Genomic DNA, 16,515 nt, shown 5'->3' with positions numbered 1-16,515 from the left:
TCTTCATTCTCGTGCGATATCAAACCCCGGCTCGGCCAGTACGAAACCGTCGAACTCGAACCCCGGTGAGACGGTGCAACTGACCAGAGTATAATCTCCGTTCGTCTGCGCCGATTGCCAGTGTTTTTCGGGCACGATGATCTGCGGTGCGCCCGTTGTCAGGTCGGGGGTCAGCAGGTGGTCGGTCGCGGGGCCGTCATCTGTGGGGCTTAGCGACAGGGTCAGCGGTGCACCAGCGTGGTACAGCCAAATCTCGGTGGCATCAACGCGGTGCCAGTGGCTGCGTTCACCCGCCTGCAGCAGGAAATAGATGCAGGTGCCGGTGGCGCGGCCTTCGTTATCTGCCCGCCATGTTTCGCGGAACCAGCCACCCTCGGGGTGTTGGGTCAGGTTCAAGTGGTCGATGATCTCTTGCGCGGTCATGGGGGCCTCGGTGCTGTTCGGCGCGATTATGCACGCCGGGGCGCGATCCGCTATGGTATTCGTGTATTTCAGCAATATGTTTGCGGCATGACCCTGACGATCCCGTTTGACAACAGCTACGCCCGGCTTCCCAACAGCTTCTATGCGCGGCAAGCGCCAATACCGGTGCGCTCGCCGCATCTGGTCGCGTTCAACGAGGAATTGGCGCAGATCCTGCGTGTCACGCCCGGTGACGTGCATGAGATGGCCGAGGCATTTGCCGGTAACACTCTGCCCGAAGGGGCCGAGCCGATAGCGCAGCTGTATTCAGGACATCAGTTCGGCAGCTATAACCCGCAGCTCGGCGATGGGCGCGCGGTTCTGCTGGGGGAAACAGTCGGCACCGATGGCATTCGTCGGGATATTCAATTGAAGGGCTCAGGCCCTACGCCGTTCAGTCGCAGGGGTGACGGCCGGGCCTGGCTGGGACCTGTCCTGCGCGAATACGTGGTGTCCGAGGCGATGCAAGCGATGGGCATCCCAACCACCCGCGCGCTGGCAGCGGTTGAGACCGGTGAGGTAGTTTTGCGCGAAGGACCAATGCCCGGCGCGGTGTTGACCCGCGTGGCGCAAAGCCATCTGCGTGTGGGAACATTTCAGGTGTTTGCCAGCCGCGGGCAGACCGACAACCTGCGTAAACTGACCGACTACGCCCTTGCTCGCCACTATCCGAGTGCCGAGGGGCCGATGGGCCTGCTGCGCGCGGTGCGGGATACGCAGGCGCGGTTGATCGCACAGTGGATGAGCGTTGGGTTCATCCACGGGGTGATGAATACTGACAATTGCTCGATTGCCGGGGAAACCATCGACTATGGGCCGTGCGCCTTCATGGACAGCTATCACCCGAACACGGTATTCAGCTCGATCGATCGGATGGGACGCTATGCCTATTCCAACCAGCCCGACATTGCGGTCTGGAATTTGGCGCAATTGGCGACGGCATTGATTCAGCAGGTCGATGACCCCGAAGCCGCGGTCGAAGAAGCGACCGAAATCGTACACGCCATGCCCAGTCTGATCCATCAGGAATGGCTGGCGCGCTTTCGTGCCAAGATCGGTCTGACTATCGAAAAGGACGGCGACGAGGCCCTGATCACCGACCTTCTCACCCGCATGGCCGAGAACCGCTCTGATTTCACCAACACCTTCCGGGCGCTGGGCGACGATAATGCCCGCGATCAGTTCCTTTCGCCGGAGGCCTACGACACATGGGCCGAAGGCTGGCAGGCGCGAATGGTCCGGGAAGAATGCCCAAAGGCGGTGATGAATGCCGCTAGCCCTGCCTTTATCCCGCGCAACCACCGGGTCGAGCAGATGATACAGGCGGCGGTTAACGGGGATTACGCCCCGTTCCATCGTCTGAACAAGGTTCTGGCGCGACCATATGTTGATCAACCCGATGCGGCTGATCTGAGAAATCCCCCGACTGATGAAGAGGTGGTCCACGCGACTTTCTGCGGAACATAAGGTGGGTTTCAGGCAGCCGAGAAACCGATGCCCTATTTGGTCCTGATTGTTATACTTCCCAGAAATCGGAGGTAGCGTGTTGAATCAGGAAACAAAATTTGAGCTTTTCAAAGCGCTTCATGACGGGGACGAAGCTTTCGTTATTCCGAACCCGTGGGATGCTGGCTCTGCGCGGTTACTGGCCTGCATGGGGTTTGAAGCCCTGGCAACTACAAGTGCTGGGTACGCCTTTTCCAAAGGTAAACTGGATTCATTCGCCAGCCTCAGTAGGGAGGAAATTTTGGCGAATGCAGCCGAAATTGTTCAGGCTACGGATTTGCCGGTGGCTGCTGATCTGGAAGACGGATTTGGTGCCGATCCCAAAATCTGCGCAGAAACGGTAAGACAGGCAATTGAAGTTGGGCTGGTCGGTGGATCCATCGAAGATGCAACGGGTGACGAGAGCAACCCGATCTACCCGTTGCCTATGGCCGTTGATCGCATTCGTGCGGCGGCAGATGCTGTTCAGGGTAAGCCGTTCCTGTTGACGGCCCGGGCTGAGAGTTATCTCTGGGGTCGAAAAGACCTTTTAGACACAATCAGACGCCTGCAGGCGTTTTCAGATGCAGGGGCGGATGTCCTGTACGCCCCAGGCCTGCCGGATCTCGAGGCGATCCGAACCGTGTGTCGCGCTTTGGATAAGCCCGTGAATGTCGTGATGGGCCTGCAAGCCCCGACTTATACCGTTGCACAACTGGCAGAGGCAGGTGTGAAACGGATCAGTGTGGGTGGGTCATTTGCCCGGGCTGCGTTTGGTGCATTGCAACGCGCAGCGGTTGAGGTGCGAGAGACGGGAACATTTACCTATGCCAGTGACGCGATGCCAGGAGCTGAGATCAGTAAGGTGATGTCGAACAAGAAACTCTCGGATCGCGAATGAACCTCAATCCAACAATTCACTCCCCGCGTCATTGAGCAATTGCAGGTGAACGAGCGTTCCAAAAGAACAAAGCGATATCAGGGCGGCTACAGGGAATATTCGGAAGATCACATCGCCCTGCGGCTTACCATCAACGCGGAATACTGCATAATGAGTACACTAGGGGAATAATCATATTTGATTTAGGGGGCAGATAATGCGCTATTCCATTTTGCTCGAAGATTCAGAGGGCGTTTCATATTTTGAGGACAGAGACGTTGACCTCGAACTCAAGACCTTTGCCCCGCCCGCCGCGCCTTTCCATGTATCTGACGTTTATGATGCCGCGCGCTTTGTCTTCCTTACCTTGCCTGCAGGGTGGAAGGGCGAACCACACCGTTCGCCCAAGCGACAGCTTGCAACGGTCCTGTCGGGAACGTTTCGTGTTCAGGCCGGATCGGGTGAGATTCGCGACTTTACCGCCGGTGATCTGTTCTGGGCGGAAGATGTCACCGGAACGGGTCATGCCTCCTCCGCTGAAGGAGGGGAGCCTGTCAATTTGATGGTTACGCAGTTTTGAGAGAAACCGGGTTGCCGCGCACCGTTACATGCCAATCACAGGACATCCATGACCCAATCCTCAACCCTGCGCATCGCCAGCTATAATATCCAGAAATGCGTAGGTCTCGATTTCCGGCGACAGCCGCAACGCATCATGCAGGTCATCGACAGCATGAAAGCTGATATTGTGGTACTTCAAGAGGCTGACAAACGCTTGCCACCGCGCCCCGCGGCGTTACCGCATTTCATGCTGGATGAGGCCGGTTGGCAGATCGTCGATCTGGGCGGGGCGGGCAGTCTGGGGTGGCACGGCAACGCAGTCATTTGGCGCGGCGACGCGATCCGGGTGCGGCAGACCCATCATCACGACCTGCCGGGGTTGGAGCCTCGTGGGGCGGTGCGGGTAGAGTTCGATACGCATATCGGACCGTTGCGGGTGATGGGGATGCATCTGGGCCTGTTGCCCGCATCCCGGCGCCAGCAAATCACTCATATCCGCCGTTTCGACGATGACCTGGACCAGATGCCCACTGTCTGGGCTGGGGATTTTAATGAATGGTCGCGCCAGCCGGTGCTGGACCATCTGGCGCCGGACATGCGCTTCCTCCCGCCCGTTCCCAGCTTTCCAGCAGCGCAGCCTTTGGGCGCGTTGGATCGGATCGCGCTGGGCGTGGGGCTTGAGGCAGTTTTGCACGGGGTGCATGACACTCGGCCTGCACATATCGCCTCGGACCATCTGCCGATTTGGGCCGATCTGCGGGTGACGCGGGAAACCGCAATTCCGCGGTAGCGCCGGCCGCTCAGACGTATTAAGACAGAAACCCGAACTACTCTGGGGATCACTCATGTCCGACACGATCATCGCCCGTTGCGAAGCGAAAGGCCTGCGTATGACCGGCCAGCGCCGTACGATCGCGCAGGTTTTGCAACAAAGCGAAGATCACCCGGATGTAGAGGAGCTTTACTCCCGCGCCTCCGAGGTGGATTCGGGGATTTCTATCGCCACAGTCTATCGCACCGTGAAGCTGTTCGAAGAGGCCGGGATTCTCGAGCGTCTGGAATTCGGCGACGGGCGGGCGCGCTATGAAGATGCCGAGCGTGACCACCACGATCACCTGATCGACATGCAATCGGGTGAGGTGATTGAATTCGTCGATCCCGAGATTGAAGCGCTGCAGGAAAAAATCGCGGCCAAGCTGGGCTATAAGCTGAAAGGTCACCGGCTGGAACTGTACGGCGTTCCGCTGGATCAGGACTGACCCATCACAAAACGCGAACTGCACGCTCACGGGAAATCATGTATTCCGGCCTGATAATACTTGCCTGAGCGGGTGTCTTGCGTATTGGGTGACGTAAGGGGCGGCGAATAGGGCCGCGAGATTTTACGGAAATGACCATGAACAACGTAAACGGCATTTTGCTGGTCGTCGGCGCGATGGCGGCCTTTGCACTTGAGGACATGTTCATCAAGCTGCTGTCGGTCACTGTGCCAACTGGTCAGATCATGGTTGTTCTGGGTGTGGTCTGTGGTCTTCTGTTTGCAGCACTGGCTGTGGCCACCCGCAAGCGCATCCTTGATCCCCTGGCCTGGCAGCCTTTGCCTCTGGCCCGTGCCGCGACCGAGATGGTCGGGGCGCTGACCTTCGTGACCGCCCTGTCACTGGTGGACCTGTCCACCGTGGCCGCGGTGTTCCAGGCGATGCCACTGGCCGTCACCATGGGCGCGGCGCTGTTTCTGGGTGAAAAGGTCGGCTGGCGGCGGTGGAGCGCCGTTGGGCTTGGCTTCATCGGCGTCCTGATGATCATTCGGCCGGGTTTCGAAGGGTTTCAGCCCGACTCTCTGTATGTTGTGGCAACCGTGATTGCCATTGCCGCGCGGGACTTGATCACCCGTAAGCTTGATCCGCGGGTTGCGTCTTCGGTGGTGGCTCTGCAGGCTTATTTCGCGGTGGCTGTGTCGGGTGTGGCGCTGATGGTGTTTACCGCCCAACACGTCATTCCGCTGCAATCGGCGCAGATCGGCCCATATCTCGGTGCCGTCGGATTTGGTGTGCTTGGTTATTATGGCATCGTCACCGCCATGCGGATCGGCGAGGCGTCGGCGTTGATGCCTTTCCGCTATACGCGGCTGATCTTTTCGATCATGGCTGGAATGCTGATGTTTGGGGAACGTCCTGATTTCCTGACCTTTGCTGGGGCGGCGTTGATCATGGGGTCGGGCATGTACACCTTTATTCGCGAACGCAAGCTGGCCCGCCAGATGGCGCTTGCGGCCTGACGGATCGTCGCACGTTGGCGCAAACAGGAACCTGTTAGCCCTAAAGCTCCGATTATATGCGTGTTAGCGATAACATAACCGGTTTACTTTTTACCCTGTGATGCTATGAGGCGTGCAACTTATTTCAGCCACAGGGACGGGCCTCATGAGCACCATCATCGACATTCACGCACGCGAAATTCTGGATAGCCGGGGTAACCCGACGGTCGAAGTGGACGTTATCCTGGAAGACGGCACCATGGGCCGCGCCGCCGTGCCTTCGGGCGCCTCGACCGGTGCCTACGAAGCAGTGGAAAAGCGCGACGGTGACAAAAGCCGCTACATGGGCAAGGGCGTGCTGGAAGCAGTCGCCGCCGTGAACGGTGAGATCGCCGAAGAACTGGTGGGCTTTGACGCGACCGAGCAGGTTGCAATCGACCAGGCGATGATCGAACTGGACGGGACCGAGAACAAGGGCCTTCTGGGCGCAAACGCCATTCTGGGTGTCTCGCTGGCGGCTGCGAAGGCGGCTGCAGATTTCACTACGCAGCCTTTGTACCGTTATGTCGGCGGCACCTCGGCCCGCGTTCTGCCGGTGCCGATGATGAACATCATCAACGGTGGTGAGCATGCCGATAACCCGATCGACATTCAGGAATTCATGATCATGCCGACCTCGGCCGCGAATATCCGCGAGGCGGTCCGCATGGGGTCTGAGGTCTTCCACACTCTGAAAAAGGAACTCTCGGCGGCGGGTCTGGCCACCGGAGTTGGTGACGAGGGCGGCTTTGCTCCGAACATCGCCTCGACCCGCGAGGCGCTGGATTTCATCCTGAAGTCCATTGAAAAGGCAGGCTACAAACCGGGTGAGGAAATCCATCTGGCGCTCGATTGTGCCGCAACTGAATACTACAAGGACGGCAAATACGTCCTGTCCGGTGAGGGCAAGACCCTGACCTCGGACGAAAACGCGGCCTATCTGGCGGCGCTGGTCAATGACTATCCGATCATCTCGATCGAAGACGGCATGTCCGAGGATGACTGGGACGGCTGGCGCGCCCTGACCGATATGCTGGGTGACCGGGTGCAGCTGGTGGGTGACGACCTGTTCGTGACCAACCCTGAACGTCTGGCTCAGGGGATCGAAAACGGCTGTGCGAACTCGATGCTGGTCAAGGTGAACCAGATTGGTTCGCTGACCGAAACTCTACGTGCCGTGGATATGGCGCACCGGGCGCGCTATACCAACGTCATGTCGCACCGCTCGGGCGAGACCGAGGACGCCACGATCGCCGACCTGGCCGTGGCGACCAACTGTGGTCAGATCAAGACCGGCTCGCTGGCGCGGTCGGATCGGTTGGCCAAGTACAACCAACTGATCCGCATCGAGGAATCGCTGGGCGAGGTCGCGGAATATGCCGGGGCTTCGATCCTGAAGCGCTGATCCGGTAAGAAAAGTCCTGCCCGACCCTGGGCTGGGCTTGTCAGGATGAGGGCCAGATCATGGTAGAAGCGCTAATCTTTGATGTGTTCGGCACCTGCGTTGACTGGCGCAGTTCCATCGCGCGCGAAGTGGCGGCGGTCCTGCCGGATCTGGACGCCCTGGAATTTGCCGATGCGTGGCGGGCAGAGTATGACCCATCGATGGCCGCCATCCGTGAAGGGGGCAGGGGCTATCTGCCCCTGGACGATCTGCACCGCGAAAACCTTGAGGTCGTCGCCACCCGCTTGGGTGTCACTGTCCCAAACCCCACAGATTTAACGGCAGCATGGGAACGCTTGGATCCTTGGCCGGACGTGGTGCCGGGGCTGCAGGCGCTGAAACGCAAGCGGATCATAGCGCCATGTTCCAACGGCTCGATCGCGTTGATGACGCGGCTTGCCAAGTTTGGAGGGCTACCTTGGGACTGCATTCTTGGTGCCGAGATTGCCAAGGACTATAAACCCAAGCCACAAGTTTACCTGGCCAGTTGTGCCGCGTTACGTCTTAACCCCGATCAGGTCATGATGGTTGCGGCACACAATGACGACCTTTATGCGGCACGGCAGGCGGGATTGAAAACCGCGTTTGTTGCTCGTCCGACAGAGTATGGGCCGTCTCAATCCCACGATCTGAATGCAGAGGGCAACTGGGATATTGTGGCAGAAGATTTTACAGAATTGGCCAAGAAACTCGGTTAACGCGGGTCGCGCTCAAAAAAAATCTGAAAAAATTACTTCTGTAACCGCCAGAAAAGACGGTTCTTTTTCAAAACACGGAGTTCGGGCAAGCATAATTTCCATTATGTGTGAACTTTTTCCTATTTGTGTCAATTTGAGCTGTCGTATTCTGGCTGCATTACAGAAAGGAGCATACCATGTCTGGTTCGAAATTCCTTCTCGTAGCTTCAGTGATCAGCACTGTATTTTTGGCGGCCTGTTCAGGGCCGGGCACTTACCCAATCACCGGTGATCCGGTGTCTGCGAGTGATCCTGTTCATGATATGGACATGCCAACCTACGTCTTCCGTGGGGAATCCCGCTAAGAACTGAGCCGACCATGTGTCGGCTCCGATGGGGGCGGCCGAAAGTCAGAGCTTTCTGCTCATCAATACGTAACGATCACGTGGTCTGAAGCCTGTGCGTAAATATAACTTTTGCGTGGCTTCGTTGGCGCGGTCGACCTCAAGATGCAGGGCGGTCAGGCCAGCGCCAGCAAGGGCTTTGGGCAAGTCCAATAGAACCTCAGTCGCGATGCCGCGGCCCCGGACGGCGGGGCGTATGTAAATCTCGTCTACGAAACCATCCATACCGCCAAATTCGACCGACCATCCGAAGGTCAAAACGATATAGCCCAACGGCGCGCGGCCCGGCCCGATAAGATAGATGCAACCGTGGGGGATGCCTTCTAGCAAGGGGGCCAGCGCGTTGCGTGTCTGATCGATGTCCTGTTCGATACCTGCTTCGGCGTGAAAGGCGGTGACCAGCCCCATCAGGCGATCCAGATCTTCGGGGCGGGCAAGTTTCAGTGCGGCGCTCATAGGCGGGCCAGCCTTTCTGTTAGCAGGTCAAAGAATCCGTCAGCATCGATTTCACCCATGAACATTGCATTGGGTGCGTGGTCCGTGACGCGCCACCAGTCGGCGACAGTCATGCCCATGGTCAGTTCCGACTGAGTTTCGATCTGGACGTTGATGTGACGGCCCGAGAACAACTCAGGCCGGATCAGGTAGGCGGTCACGCAAGGGTCATGCAGCGGCGCACCCTCGGACCCGTATTTTTCCTTGTCGAACCGTTCGAAGAAATCCGTCATCTCGGCGACGGCATGGCCGACTTTCGAATCCAGCGCGCGGAAGGCGTTGTTGCGGTGTTTGGTGACCAGCGCGTCATGGGTCACATCCAGCGGCATCACCACGATGTGAATTCCGGATTTAAACACAATTTCAGCGGCTTCAGGATCAACGTAAATGTTGAATTCCGCCGCCGGGGTGATGTTGCCAACCTCGAAATACGCCCCGCCCATCAGGACGATTTCCTGAACCCGGTCGATGATGTCGGGGGCTTTCTGAAAAGCCGTGGCGAGATTGGTCAGCGGTCCCAAAGGGCACAGCGTCACGGTTCCGGGTTCATTCGCGCGCAGGGTGTCGATGATGAAATCAACCGCGTGGCCCTCAGCCAGGGGCATCTTGGGGTCAGGTAGCACTGGGCCATCCAGCCCGGTTTTGCCGTGCACATGTTCCGCCGTGACCAGAGGGCGGTTTAGCGGGCGATCGCACCCGGCATAGACCGGTACGTCTGTGCGTCCAGCGAGTTCACAGACGATCCGTGCGTTCTTGGCAGTCAACTCTAAGGGCACGTTCCCGGCGACGGCAGTGATCCCCAGAACATCAATCTCTTCCGGGCTGGCCAGCGCGAGCAGAATGGCGACGGCGTCGTCCTGTCCGGGGTCGGTGTCGATGATGATTTTGCGGGGTGCCATGCTCTGCCTCCGGGGTCTTGAAGCGCGGACACTCGCAAGTGTCACCGCGCTTGTCCAGCGGTTTCAAGCCCCGGTCGCAGCATCCACAGGCAGGAGTTTGCCGTTGGCGCGATGTTCCTCGGTTTTCACCTCGTCCCACAGCGCGTCCATCTCGGCCAAGTCACTTTGAGACGGGGTTTTTCCAAGGGCGGCAAGCCGCGCCTCGACCTGTTCGAACCGGCGGGTGAACTTGGCATTGGTGCGGCGCAGGGCGGCCTCGGGCTCGATCCCCAGATGGCGGCCCAGATTGACCATCACGAACAGCAGATCGCCGAATTCATCCTCCAGCGCGTCGGCGTCCATGCTGTTGCGCGCCTCTTCCAATTCGGCGGCTTCTTCGGTGATCTTGGCCAGCACATGGCTGGCGTCGGGCCAGTCGAACCCCACACGGGCGGCACGCTTCTGTAGCTTGTGGGCGCGGAGCAGGGCGGGCAGGTTCGCCGCCACACCGTCCAACGCGCCTTTTTGTTCTTTGCCAGCACGTTCGGCGGCCTTGATGGTTTCCCAATCCACCGTCTGCTGATCGGCCGACTTGTCCCGAGATTCGTCACCAAAAACATGCGGATGCCGTGCGACCATCTTGTCCGACATGGTGCGCACCACGTCCTGAAAGGTGAAATGCCCGGCTTCCTCGGCCATCTGTGCGTGAAAGACGGATTGGAACAGCAGGTCGCCTAGCTCGCCCTTCAACTCATCATACGCTTCACGCTCGATGGCGTCGGCGACCTCATAGGCCTCTTCGATCGTATAGGGGGCGATGGTGGCGAAATCCTGTTCGATATCCCACGGGCAGCCGGTTTTCGGGTCGCGCAGACGGCGCATGATTTCCAGCAAACGTTCGATACCCGCATCGCTGTCGTGGATCAGAGGATTTTCGGCCATTGCGAACCCTTTCGTTCCGGTGTCAGATGCATCCATTCCGCAGTCAGGATCAGGAGTCCACCCCAGATGCCCGTCGTCAACCGAATTGCCGATTTCTCTGCCGATATGGCCGCATGGCGCCAGCACCTGCATTCGATCCCTGAATTGGAGTTCGAATGCCATGAGACTGCCGCCTTTGTCGTCGAGCGCCTGCGCGAGGTCGGTGTGGACGAGCTGCACGAAGGTATCGCAAAAACCGGAATCGTCGCCATCATCAACGGGCAGGGCGACGGGCCAACGATTGGTCTGCGCGCCGACATGGATGCGCTGCCGATCCCAGAGGAGACGGGGGTTGAGTATGCCTCGAAGACGCCAGGCAAGATGCACGCCTGCGGGCATGACGGACATACCTCGATGCTGCTGGGGGCCGCGCGATATCTGGCTGAAACGCGGAATTTCGCAGGCCGCGTGGCGTTGATCTTTCAACCCGCCGAGGAGGCTGGCGGTGGGGCCGGTGTGATGGTCGAAGAAGGGATCATGGACCGGTTCGACATCTCTCAGGTTTATGCGTTGCACAACGCGCCCAACGTCCCGGTGGGGGATTTTCACACGACGTCCGGGGCGATCATGGCGGCGGTGGACACGTTCCATGTTTATATTCAGGGCATTGGCGGCCACGGCGCCATGCCGCATGAAGCCCGTGACCCGGTGATGGCAGCCTGCGGGATTGCGCAAGCACTGCAGACCATTGTCAGCCGCAATCACCATGCGCTGGACGATCTGGTGGTTTCAGTCACGCAAATCCACACCGGCACCGTGGACAACGTGATTCCGGATACCGCCTATATCAACGGCACGGTGCGTACTTTTGATCCAGCCGTGCAAAAGATGGTGATGGAGCGGATGGAGCAGATCGTACAGGGGCAGGCGGCCTCGTACGGGGTTGAGGCGCGGCTTGACTACGAAGTGCATTATCCTGCTACGATCAATAGCCCCGAAAAAACGAATTTCGCGGCAGATGTCGCGCGGGAAATCTCGGGGTCTGACAGGGTCGTCGATGACGTTCCGCGAAACATGGGGGCCGAGGATTTCGCCTATATGTTGAACGCCCGCCCGGGGGCCTATCTGTTCCTGGGGCAGGGCGAAGGGGCCGGGTGGCACCATCCGAAATACAACTTCAACGACGAGATCGCGCCGGTCGGGGCCTCATTCTTTGCGCGGATCGTGGAAAAGGCGCAGCCGCTGGGCTGACGGGGGAAAATCATGGCACTGGAAGACGCAAAAAATCAGGTGGATGAGGCATTCACCAACCCGGACCTCAAAGGGCTGTCGTTCGAGAACACCTTTGGCGGTGCCACCTCATTCCTGCGGCGGCTTTATACCAAGGACTTGAAGGGCGTGGATATTGCCGTGACCGGTGTGCCGTTTGATCAGGCGGTAACCAACCGCCCCGGCACCCGGCTGGGACCGCGAGCCATCCGCGAGGCCAGCGCGCTGCAATCGCCCGACGCGCCCTATGGCTGGCCTTTCGATGCGCTCAGCGAGTTGGCTATCGTGGACTATGGCGACGTGGCCTATGACTATGCCAATATCCCGGCCTTTCCCGACACCTTGACCGACCATATCCGTACCATTCTGGCGGCTGACGTGGCCTCGGTCTCGCTGGGCGGGGATCACTACATCAGCTTTCCAATCCTGAAAGCCTATGCCGAGAAATATGGCCCCATGTCCCTGCTGCAATTCGATGCGCACACGGACACATGGGCCGATGATGACATGACCCGCGTGGATCACGGGACCATGTTCTACAAGGCGGTGAAGTCGGGGATCGTGGACCCGAAACGCTCGGTCCAAGTCGGTATCCGCACCACCAACGAGGATACGCTGGGCGTCAACATCATCGACGCACGCGAGGTCTACGAATCCGGTCCCGCCGTCGTGGCGCAAAAGATCAAAGGTATTCTGGGCGACAGTCCCGTTTACTTGAGCTTCGACATCGACGGTCTGGACCCGGCCTTTGCCCCCGGAACCGGCACACCCGTTTGGGGAGGCCTGACGTCGATTCAGGCGCAGATCATCCTGCGCGACATCGCCGGGATCAACATCAAGGGGGGCGACGTGGTTGAAGTTTCTCCGCCCTACGATACATCCGGCGCGACGGCGATTGCCGGGGCCCATGTAGCGACGCAGATCATTTGCCTTTTGGGGTGGAACAAACTGGTGCCTTAACCATTGGTTAGCCATCTTTCCGATATCACGTTAACCAAAAAGGCCAGACGGGAGACATACGGGCATGACAGAGTTTAACCAACCCATCAGCGGCAATGATCTGGCGCGGTTTTCCGGGCCGAACACGTTCATGCGCCTGCCGCAGGCGGATACGTTGGCCGGGCTGGACGTGGCCATGTTGGGTATTCCGATGGACATCGGCACCTCGTGGCGGTCGGGCACCCGGTTCGGGCCAAAGCAGATCCGCAGCGAAAGCGCGATGATCCGACCCTACAACATGGCCAATTCCGCGGCTCCGTTCGACAGTCTGCAGATCGCGGATATCGGCGATCTGGCGATCAATACCTTCTCGCTGGCTGATAGTCTGACGATCATCAAGGAAAGCTATGACGCGATTTTGGCGCAAGGCGTGATACCGGTTGCCATGGGCGGCGATCACTCGATCACCTTGCCGATTCTGCGGGCGATTGCGGCCAAACGGGGGCCGGTCGCATTGGTCCATGTGGATGCCCATGCGGACGTGAATGACGAGATGTTCGGTGAAAAGGAAACCCACGGCACTGTCTTCCGCCGCGCCTACGAAGAGGGGCTGATCGTTCCCGACAAGACCTTCCAGATCGGTATTCGCGGCTCGGGCTATGCGGCGTCGGATTTCACCGAGGCCAAAGGTTGGGGCTTCCGTCAATTTCCGGCGTGGGAGCTGTGGCAGCAGAACTTAACCGAGATCGGCGCACAAATCCGAAAGACCGTCGGGGATCACCCGACCTACATCTCTTATGACATAGACAGCCTCGATCCTTCCTTCGCGCCCGGCACTGGAACACCCGAGATCGGCGGTCTGACGACACCGCAGGCTCTGCAACTGATCCACGCGCTGGCTGGGATGAATGTTGTGGGTTGCGATCTGGTCGAGGTCTCTCCGCCCTATGACCCCACAGGCAACACAGCGCTGACGGCGGCAAACCTGTTGTTCGAGCTTTTGTGCATATTGCCCGGGGTGACGTCACGGTAAGCAGTTCGGCACCTTGCCGAGTGTTTTGTTCCGAATATTGTCTGCAATCAGAATGGGTTCGGGATGAAAAGAATGTTGTTTTGGTTGATTGTTGGAGCCGTGGTGGTGCTGGGCGCCTATATCCGTTTGGCGCCGTCCGACCCGGGCATATGGCATGTGACACCGTTGGGTGAAACGAACCACGATAGTCAGGGCAGTGTCACTCGCGTGGTGGAAACCGGGCCGGTTGGTCTTGCGCGGCTAGACGCTATCGCCAGAGCGACACCGCGAACCTCGGTTTTGGCCGGCTCGGTGGAAGAAGGGATGGTCACCTACATCACCCGCACCAAAATGATAGGCTTTCCCGACTATACTACCGCGCAGCAGGACGGAGACACTTTGCGCATCCATGCTCGCCTGCGCTTTGGGCGTTCAGATTTTGGGGTAAACCGAAACCGGGTTGATGGGTGGCTCGCTGCTTTGCAACCCTGACGACAAACACCCTTCTTGCACCTCGCGCCACATCGGTACGTTCAGCGACATCTGGCACTGCGCCGTGAACATGCGGCCATCGACCTGAAGGCAGATCATCTCACCCAGTTCCACGCGCGTGCCGGATTTGTCGGTGCAATAACAGTCCTGAACCTTGCCTCCGGGGCCGATCACATCGGCCATGGCAGGGGCCGCGCACAGTAGGAAAACAAGCACCAAACGTCTCATGCGCGTCAGCTTAGCACAGCGACGGCCCTTGACCAAAGCCTCGGATTGATAGACACCGCGCGGATGATCCCCGAAGAACGCCTTGAGCAGATAACCCAGCGATTCCAGTACCTCGAAGCCGCTATGGCAGATGGCGCCTCGGGCGGCGACATTGCGGCTTTGGCCAAGGAGTATTCAGACCTCAAGCCGGTGGTCGATCAGATCTTGGCGTGGCGACAGCTGGTCGCCGATCTGGCCGAGGCCGAGGTTATGCTGGCCGACCCCGACATGAAAGAGCTGGCCGAGGAGGAAATCCCCGACCTTCAGGCCCGCATTCCACAGGCCGAGCAAGCACTGCAATTGGCATTGTTGCCCCGTGATAAGGCCGACGCACGGCCTGCGATGCTGGAAATCCGTCCTGGCACTGGCGGGGACGAGGCCGCGCTGTTCGCGGGGGATCTGCTGCGGATGTACCAGCGCTATGCCGAAGGGCGCGGCTGGCAGTTCGAGATTATTGAGGAACAGGCCTCGGATTTAGGCGGGATCAAAGAAGTCGTTGCCCATATCAAGGGTGATAATGTCTTTGCCCGGATGAAATACGAATCAGGTGTGCATCGGGTGCAGCGCGTGCCGGAAACCGAAAGCGGCGGACGTATCCATACTTCGGCAGCCACTGTGGCGGTTCTGCCCGAGGCCGAGGATGTGGATATCCAGATCGACGCCAACGACATTCGCATCGACACCATGCGCAGCTCGGGTGCAGGTGGGCAGCACGTGAACACTACGGATTCGGCGGTTCGGATCACGCACCTGCCAACAGGATTGGTGGTTACGAGTTCCGAGAAATCCCAGCACCGCAACCGTGAGATCGCGATGCAGGTTCTGAAAACGCGCCTTTACGATCTGGAACGCCAACGGATCGACAGTGAACGTTCCGCCGATCGCGCTAGCCAGGTGGGCTCGGGCGACCGGTCCGAGCGGATCAGGACCTATAATTTTCCGCAGGGTCGCATGACCGATCACCGCATCAATCTGACGCTGTACAAGCTGGATCAGGTGATGCAGGGCGATCTGGACGAGGTGATCGACGCGCTGACCGCCGACGATCAGGCGCGCTTGCTGGCGGAGATGGCGCTATGATCGCAGCGTTGACAGCGGCGCAGGCGATGGTCGCCGCCACCGCACGTCTGCGGGCCGCAGGGGTGGCCGATCCGGCGCGGGATGCACGGGTGTTGCTGGCTCACGCTGCTCGAATCGAAGCCAGCCGGGTCACGCTGATCGCGCCCGAGGAACTGTCGCCCGAAATTGCCGAACGCTATGATCAGTTGATCTCGTTACGGGCCATTCGGGTGCCCGTGTCCCATCTGCTGGGTGAGCGTGAATTCTACGGTCGTCATTTTCGAGTCAGCCGAGATGTGCTGGACCCACGGCCCGAAACTGAGACACTGGTCGAGGCGGCGCTGAGCGAACCGTTCGATCATGTGCTGGATTTGGGCACCGGCTCAGGCTGCATCCTGATCACACTGTTGGCCGAGCGTACCAGTGCCTCGGGCGTAGGTGCGGATCTGAGCGAATCCGCCTGCCTGCAGGCCAGTGCCAACGCGGTGCAGCATCAGGTGCAGGAGCGGGTTGAGATTCTGCGCTCGGACTGGTTCGAGAGCATTGAGGGTGAATTCGACCTGATTGTTTCAAATCCGCCATATATATCCCTGTCCGAAATGGAAGAATTGTCCCCGGAAGTGCGCGAGCATGAGCCGCGCATGGCTCTGACAGATGAGGGCGACGGGCTTGGCGCGTATCGCCATATCGCGGCTTCGGCACCGGATTTCCTGATGCCGGGGGGACGGATTTTGGTCGAAATCGGCCCGACACAGGGTCAAAGCGTCGCATCCCTGTTTCAGGTGGCGGGTCTGGTTAAAACGCGGATCATTCACGATCTGGATGGCCGTGATCGCGTTGTCCTTGCAAAAATGCCGTAGTTAGACCTGTGGGTGAGGCCAAAAAACGCCGATCAATGTAAAAAAGCTGCGAATTTTTTGACAAACCTCTTGTCTGCGCGCGCTGGACATGCTTACTCAGAGATAGTCGGAGAG

19 protein-coding genes are annotated in these 16,515 nt (G+C 59.0%); 14 read left to right on the top strand and 5 right to left on the bottom strand.

What is annotated here, in order from left to right; all coding sequences use genetic code 11:
- Positions 1–3 precede the first annotated feature (3 nt).
- Positions 4–423, bottom strand: coding sequence for a cupin domain-containing protein (locus GOW98_RS00580; protein WP_170329021.1), 420 nt, complete (start codon positions 421–423; stop codon positions 4–6).
- Between the two features lie 87 nt (positions 424–510).
- Here GOW98_RS00580 and GOW98_RS00575 point away from each other — a divergent pair, with 87 nt between their 5' ends.
- The 8 genes from GOW98_RS00575 (at position 511) to GOW98_RS00540 (ending at position 7,826) form a co-directional block, all read left to right on the top strand.
- Positions 511–1,929 carry a protein adenylyltransferase SelO gene (locus GOW98_RS00575; RefSeq protein ID WP_170329019.1) on the top strand — a complete coding sequence of 473 codons (1,419 nt, stop codon included), beginning with the start codon at positions 511–513 and terminating at the stop codon, positions 1,927–1,929.
- A 79-nt stretch (positions 1,930–2,008) separates the two neighbouring features.
- Complete coding sequence (locus GOW98_RS00570) at positions 2,009–2,848, top strand: isocitrate lyase/PEP mutase family protein (RefSeq protein WP_254437863.1); 840 nt, start codon at positions 2,009–2,011, stop codon at positions 2,846–2,848.
- 196 nt (positions 2,849–3,044) lie between these two features.
- Positions 3,045–3,407 (top strand): cupin domain-containing protein, encoded by a 363-nt coding sequence (locus GOW98_RS00565; protein ID WP_170329015.1) that lies wholly within the window; start codon positions 3,045–3,047, stop codon positions 3,405–3,407.
- A 48-nt stretch (positions 3,408–3,455) separates the two neighbouring features.
- The gene (locus GOW98_RS00560) at positions 3,456–4,178 is read left to right on the top strand and encodes an endonuclease/exonuclease/phosphatase family protein (RefSeq protein ID WP_170329012.1); all 723 of its coding nucleotides are present in this window, start codon (positions 3,456–3,458) and stop codon (positions 4,176–4,178) included.
- Positions 4,179–4,233: 55 nt separating this feature from the next.
- Complete coding sequence (locus GOW98_RS00555; RefSeq protein ID WP_170325197.1) at positions 4,234–4,647, top strand: Fur family transcriptional regulator; 414 nt, start codon at positions 4,234–4,236, stop codon at positions 4,645–4,647.
- Positions 4,648–4,784: 137 nt separating this feature from the next.
- Positions 4,785–5,666: a DMT family transporter gene (locus tag GOW98_RS00550; RefSeq protein ID WP_170329011.1), complete on the top strand. Its 882-nt coding sequence runs from the start codon at positions 4,785–4,787 to the stop codon at positions 5,664–5,666.
- A gap of 145 nt (positions 5,667–5,811) precedes the next feature.
- Positions 5,812–7,089 carry a phosphopyruvate hydratase gene (gene eno / locus GOW98_RS00545; protein WP_170329009.1) on the top strand — a complete coding sequence of 426 codons (1,278 nt, stop codon included), beginning with the start codon at positions 5,812–5,814 and terminating at the stop codon, positions 7,087–7,089.
- A gap of 59 nt (positions 7,090–7,148) precedes the next feature.
- Positions 7,149–7,826 (top strand): haloacid dehalogenase type II, encoded by a 678-nt coding sequence (locus GOW98_RS00540; RefSeq protein WP_170329007.1) that lies wholly within the window; start codon positions 7,149–7,151, stop codon positions 7,824–7,826.
- Between the two features lie 389 nt (positions 7,827–8,215).
- Here GOW98_RS00540 and GOW98_RS00535 read toward each other — a convergent pair whose 3' ends face one another.
- The 3 genes from GOW98_RS00535 to mazG all read right to left on the bottom strand — a co-directional run bounded on the left by GOW98_RS00535 (position 8,216) and on the right by mazG (position 10,524).
- Positions 8,216–8,665 (bottom strand): GNAT family N-acetyltransferase, encoded by a 450-nt coding sequence (locus GOW98_RS00535; RefSeq protein ID WP_170329004.1) that lies wholly within the window; start codon positions 8,663–8,665, stop codon positions 8,216–8,218.
- On the bottom strand, positions 8,662–9,603 hold the full coding sequence (locus GOW98_RS00530) for a nucleoside hydrolase (protein ID WP_170329002.1): 942 nt from the start codon (positions 9,601–9,603) through the stop codon (positions 8,662–8,664). The genes GOW98_RS00535 and GOW98_RS00530 overlap by 4 nt, the downstream gene beginning before the upstream one ends.
- Before the next feature lie 63 nt (positions 9,604–9,666).
- Complete coding sequence (gene mazG, locus GOW98_RS00525; RefSeq protein WP_170329437.1) at positions 9,667–10,524, bottom strand: nucleoside triphosphate pyrophosphohydrolase; 858 nt, start codon at positions 10,522–10,524, stop codon at positions 9,667–9,669.
- A gap of 66 nt (positions 10,525–10,590) precedes the next feature.
- Here mazG and GOW98_RS00520 point away from each other — a divergent pair, with 66 nt between their 5' ends.
- The 4 genes from GOW98_RS00520 (at position 10,591) to GOW98_RS00505 (ending at position 14,215) form a co-directional block, all read left to right on the top strand.
- On the top strand, positions 10,591–11,754 hold the full coding sequence (locus GOW98_RS00520; protein ID WP_170328999.1) for a M20 aminoacylase family protein: 1,164 nt from the start codon (positions 10,591–10,593) through the stop codon (positions 11,752–11,754).
- 12 nt (positions 11,755–11,766) lie between these two features.
- The gene (gene speB / locus GOW98_RS00515) at positions 11,767–12,732 is read left to right on the top strand and encodes an agmatinase (protein ID WP_170328996.1); all 966 of its coding nucleotides are present in this window, start codon (positions 11,767–11,769) and stop codon (positions 12,730–12,732) included.
- Between the two features lie 64 nt (positions 12,733–12,796).
- On the top strand, positions 12,797–13,744 hold the full coding sequence (speB, locus tag GOW98_RS00510) for an agmatinase (RefSeq protein WP_170328994.1): 948 nt from the start codon (positions 12,797–12,799) through the stop codon (positions 13,742–13,744).
- Between the two features lie 63 nt (positions 13,745–13,807).
- Positions 13,808–14,215, top strand: a complete 408-nt coding sequence (locus GOW98_RS00505; RefSeq protein ID WP_170328992.1) for a DUF1499 domain-containing protein — start codon at positions 13,808–13,810, stop codon at positions 14,213–14,215.
- Here GOW98_RS00505 and GOW98_RS00500 read toward each other — a convergent pair.
- Complete coding sequence (locus GOW98_RS00500; RefSeq protein ID WP_170328990.1) at positions 14,156–14,443, bottom strand: hypothetical protein; 288 nt, start codon at positions 14,441–14,443, stop codon at positions 14,156–14,158. The two genes, GOW98_RS00505 and GOW98_RS00500, sit on opposite strands and share 60 nt — an antisense overlap.
- A gap of 63 nt (positions 14,444–14,506) precedes the next feature.
- On the opposite strand from GOW98_RS00500, the gene prfA reads away from it, so the two are divergent.
- A complete protein-coding gene (prfA, locus tag GOW98_RS00495) occupies positions 14,507–15,562 on the top strand; it encodes a peptide chain release factor 1 (protein WP_170328988.1) in 1,056 nt (351 codons plus the stop codon).
- Positions 15,559–16,401: a peptide chain release factor N(5)-glutamine methyltransferase gene (gene prmC / locus GOW98_RS00490; RefSeq protein WP_170328986.1), complete on the top strand. Its 843-nt coding sequence runs from the start codon at positions 15,559–15,561 to the stop codon at positions 16,399–16,401. Before prfA ends, prmC begins: the two co-directional genes overlap by 4 nt.
- The last annotated feature ends 114 nt before the right edge of the window (positions 16,402–16,515 follow it).

This window comes from Ruegeria arenilitoris, assembly GCF_013032445.1.
In the GTDB taxonomy this organism is placed as follows: Bacteria; Pseudomonadota; Alphaproteobacteria; order Rhodobacterales; family Rhodobacteraceae; genus Ruegeria; species Ruegeria arenilitoris_F.
Note: the sequence above shows the minus strand (reverse complement) of the source record. Positions and strands in the feature narration are given on the sequence as shown.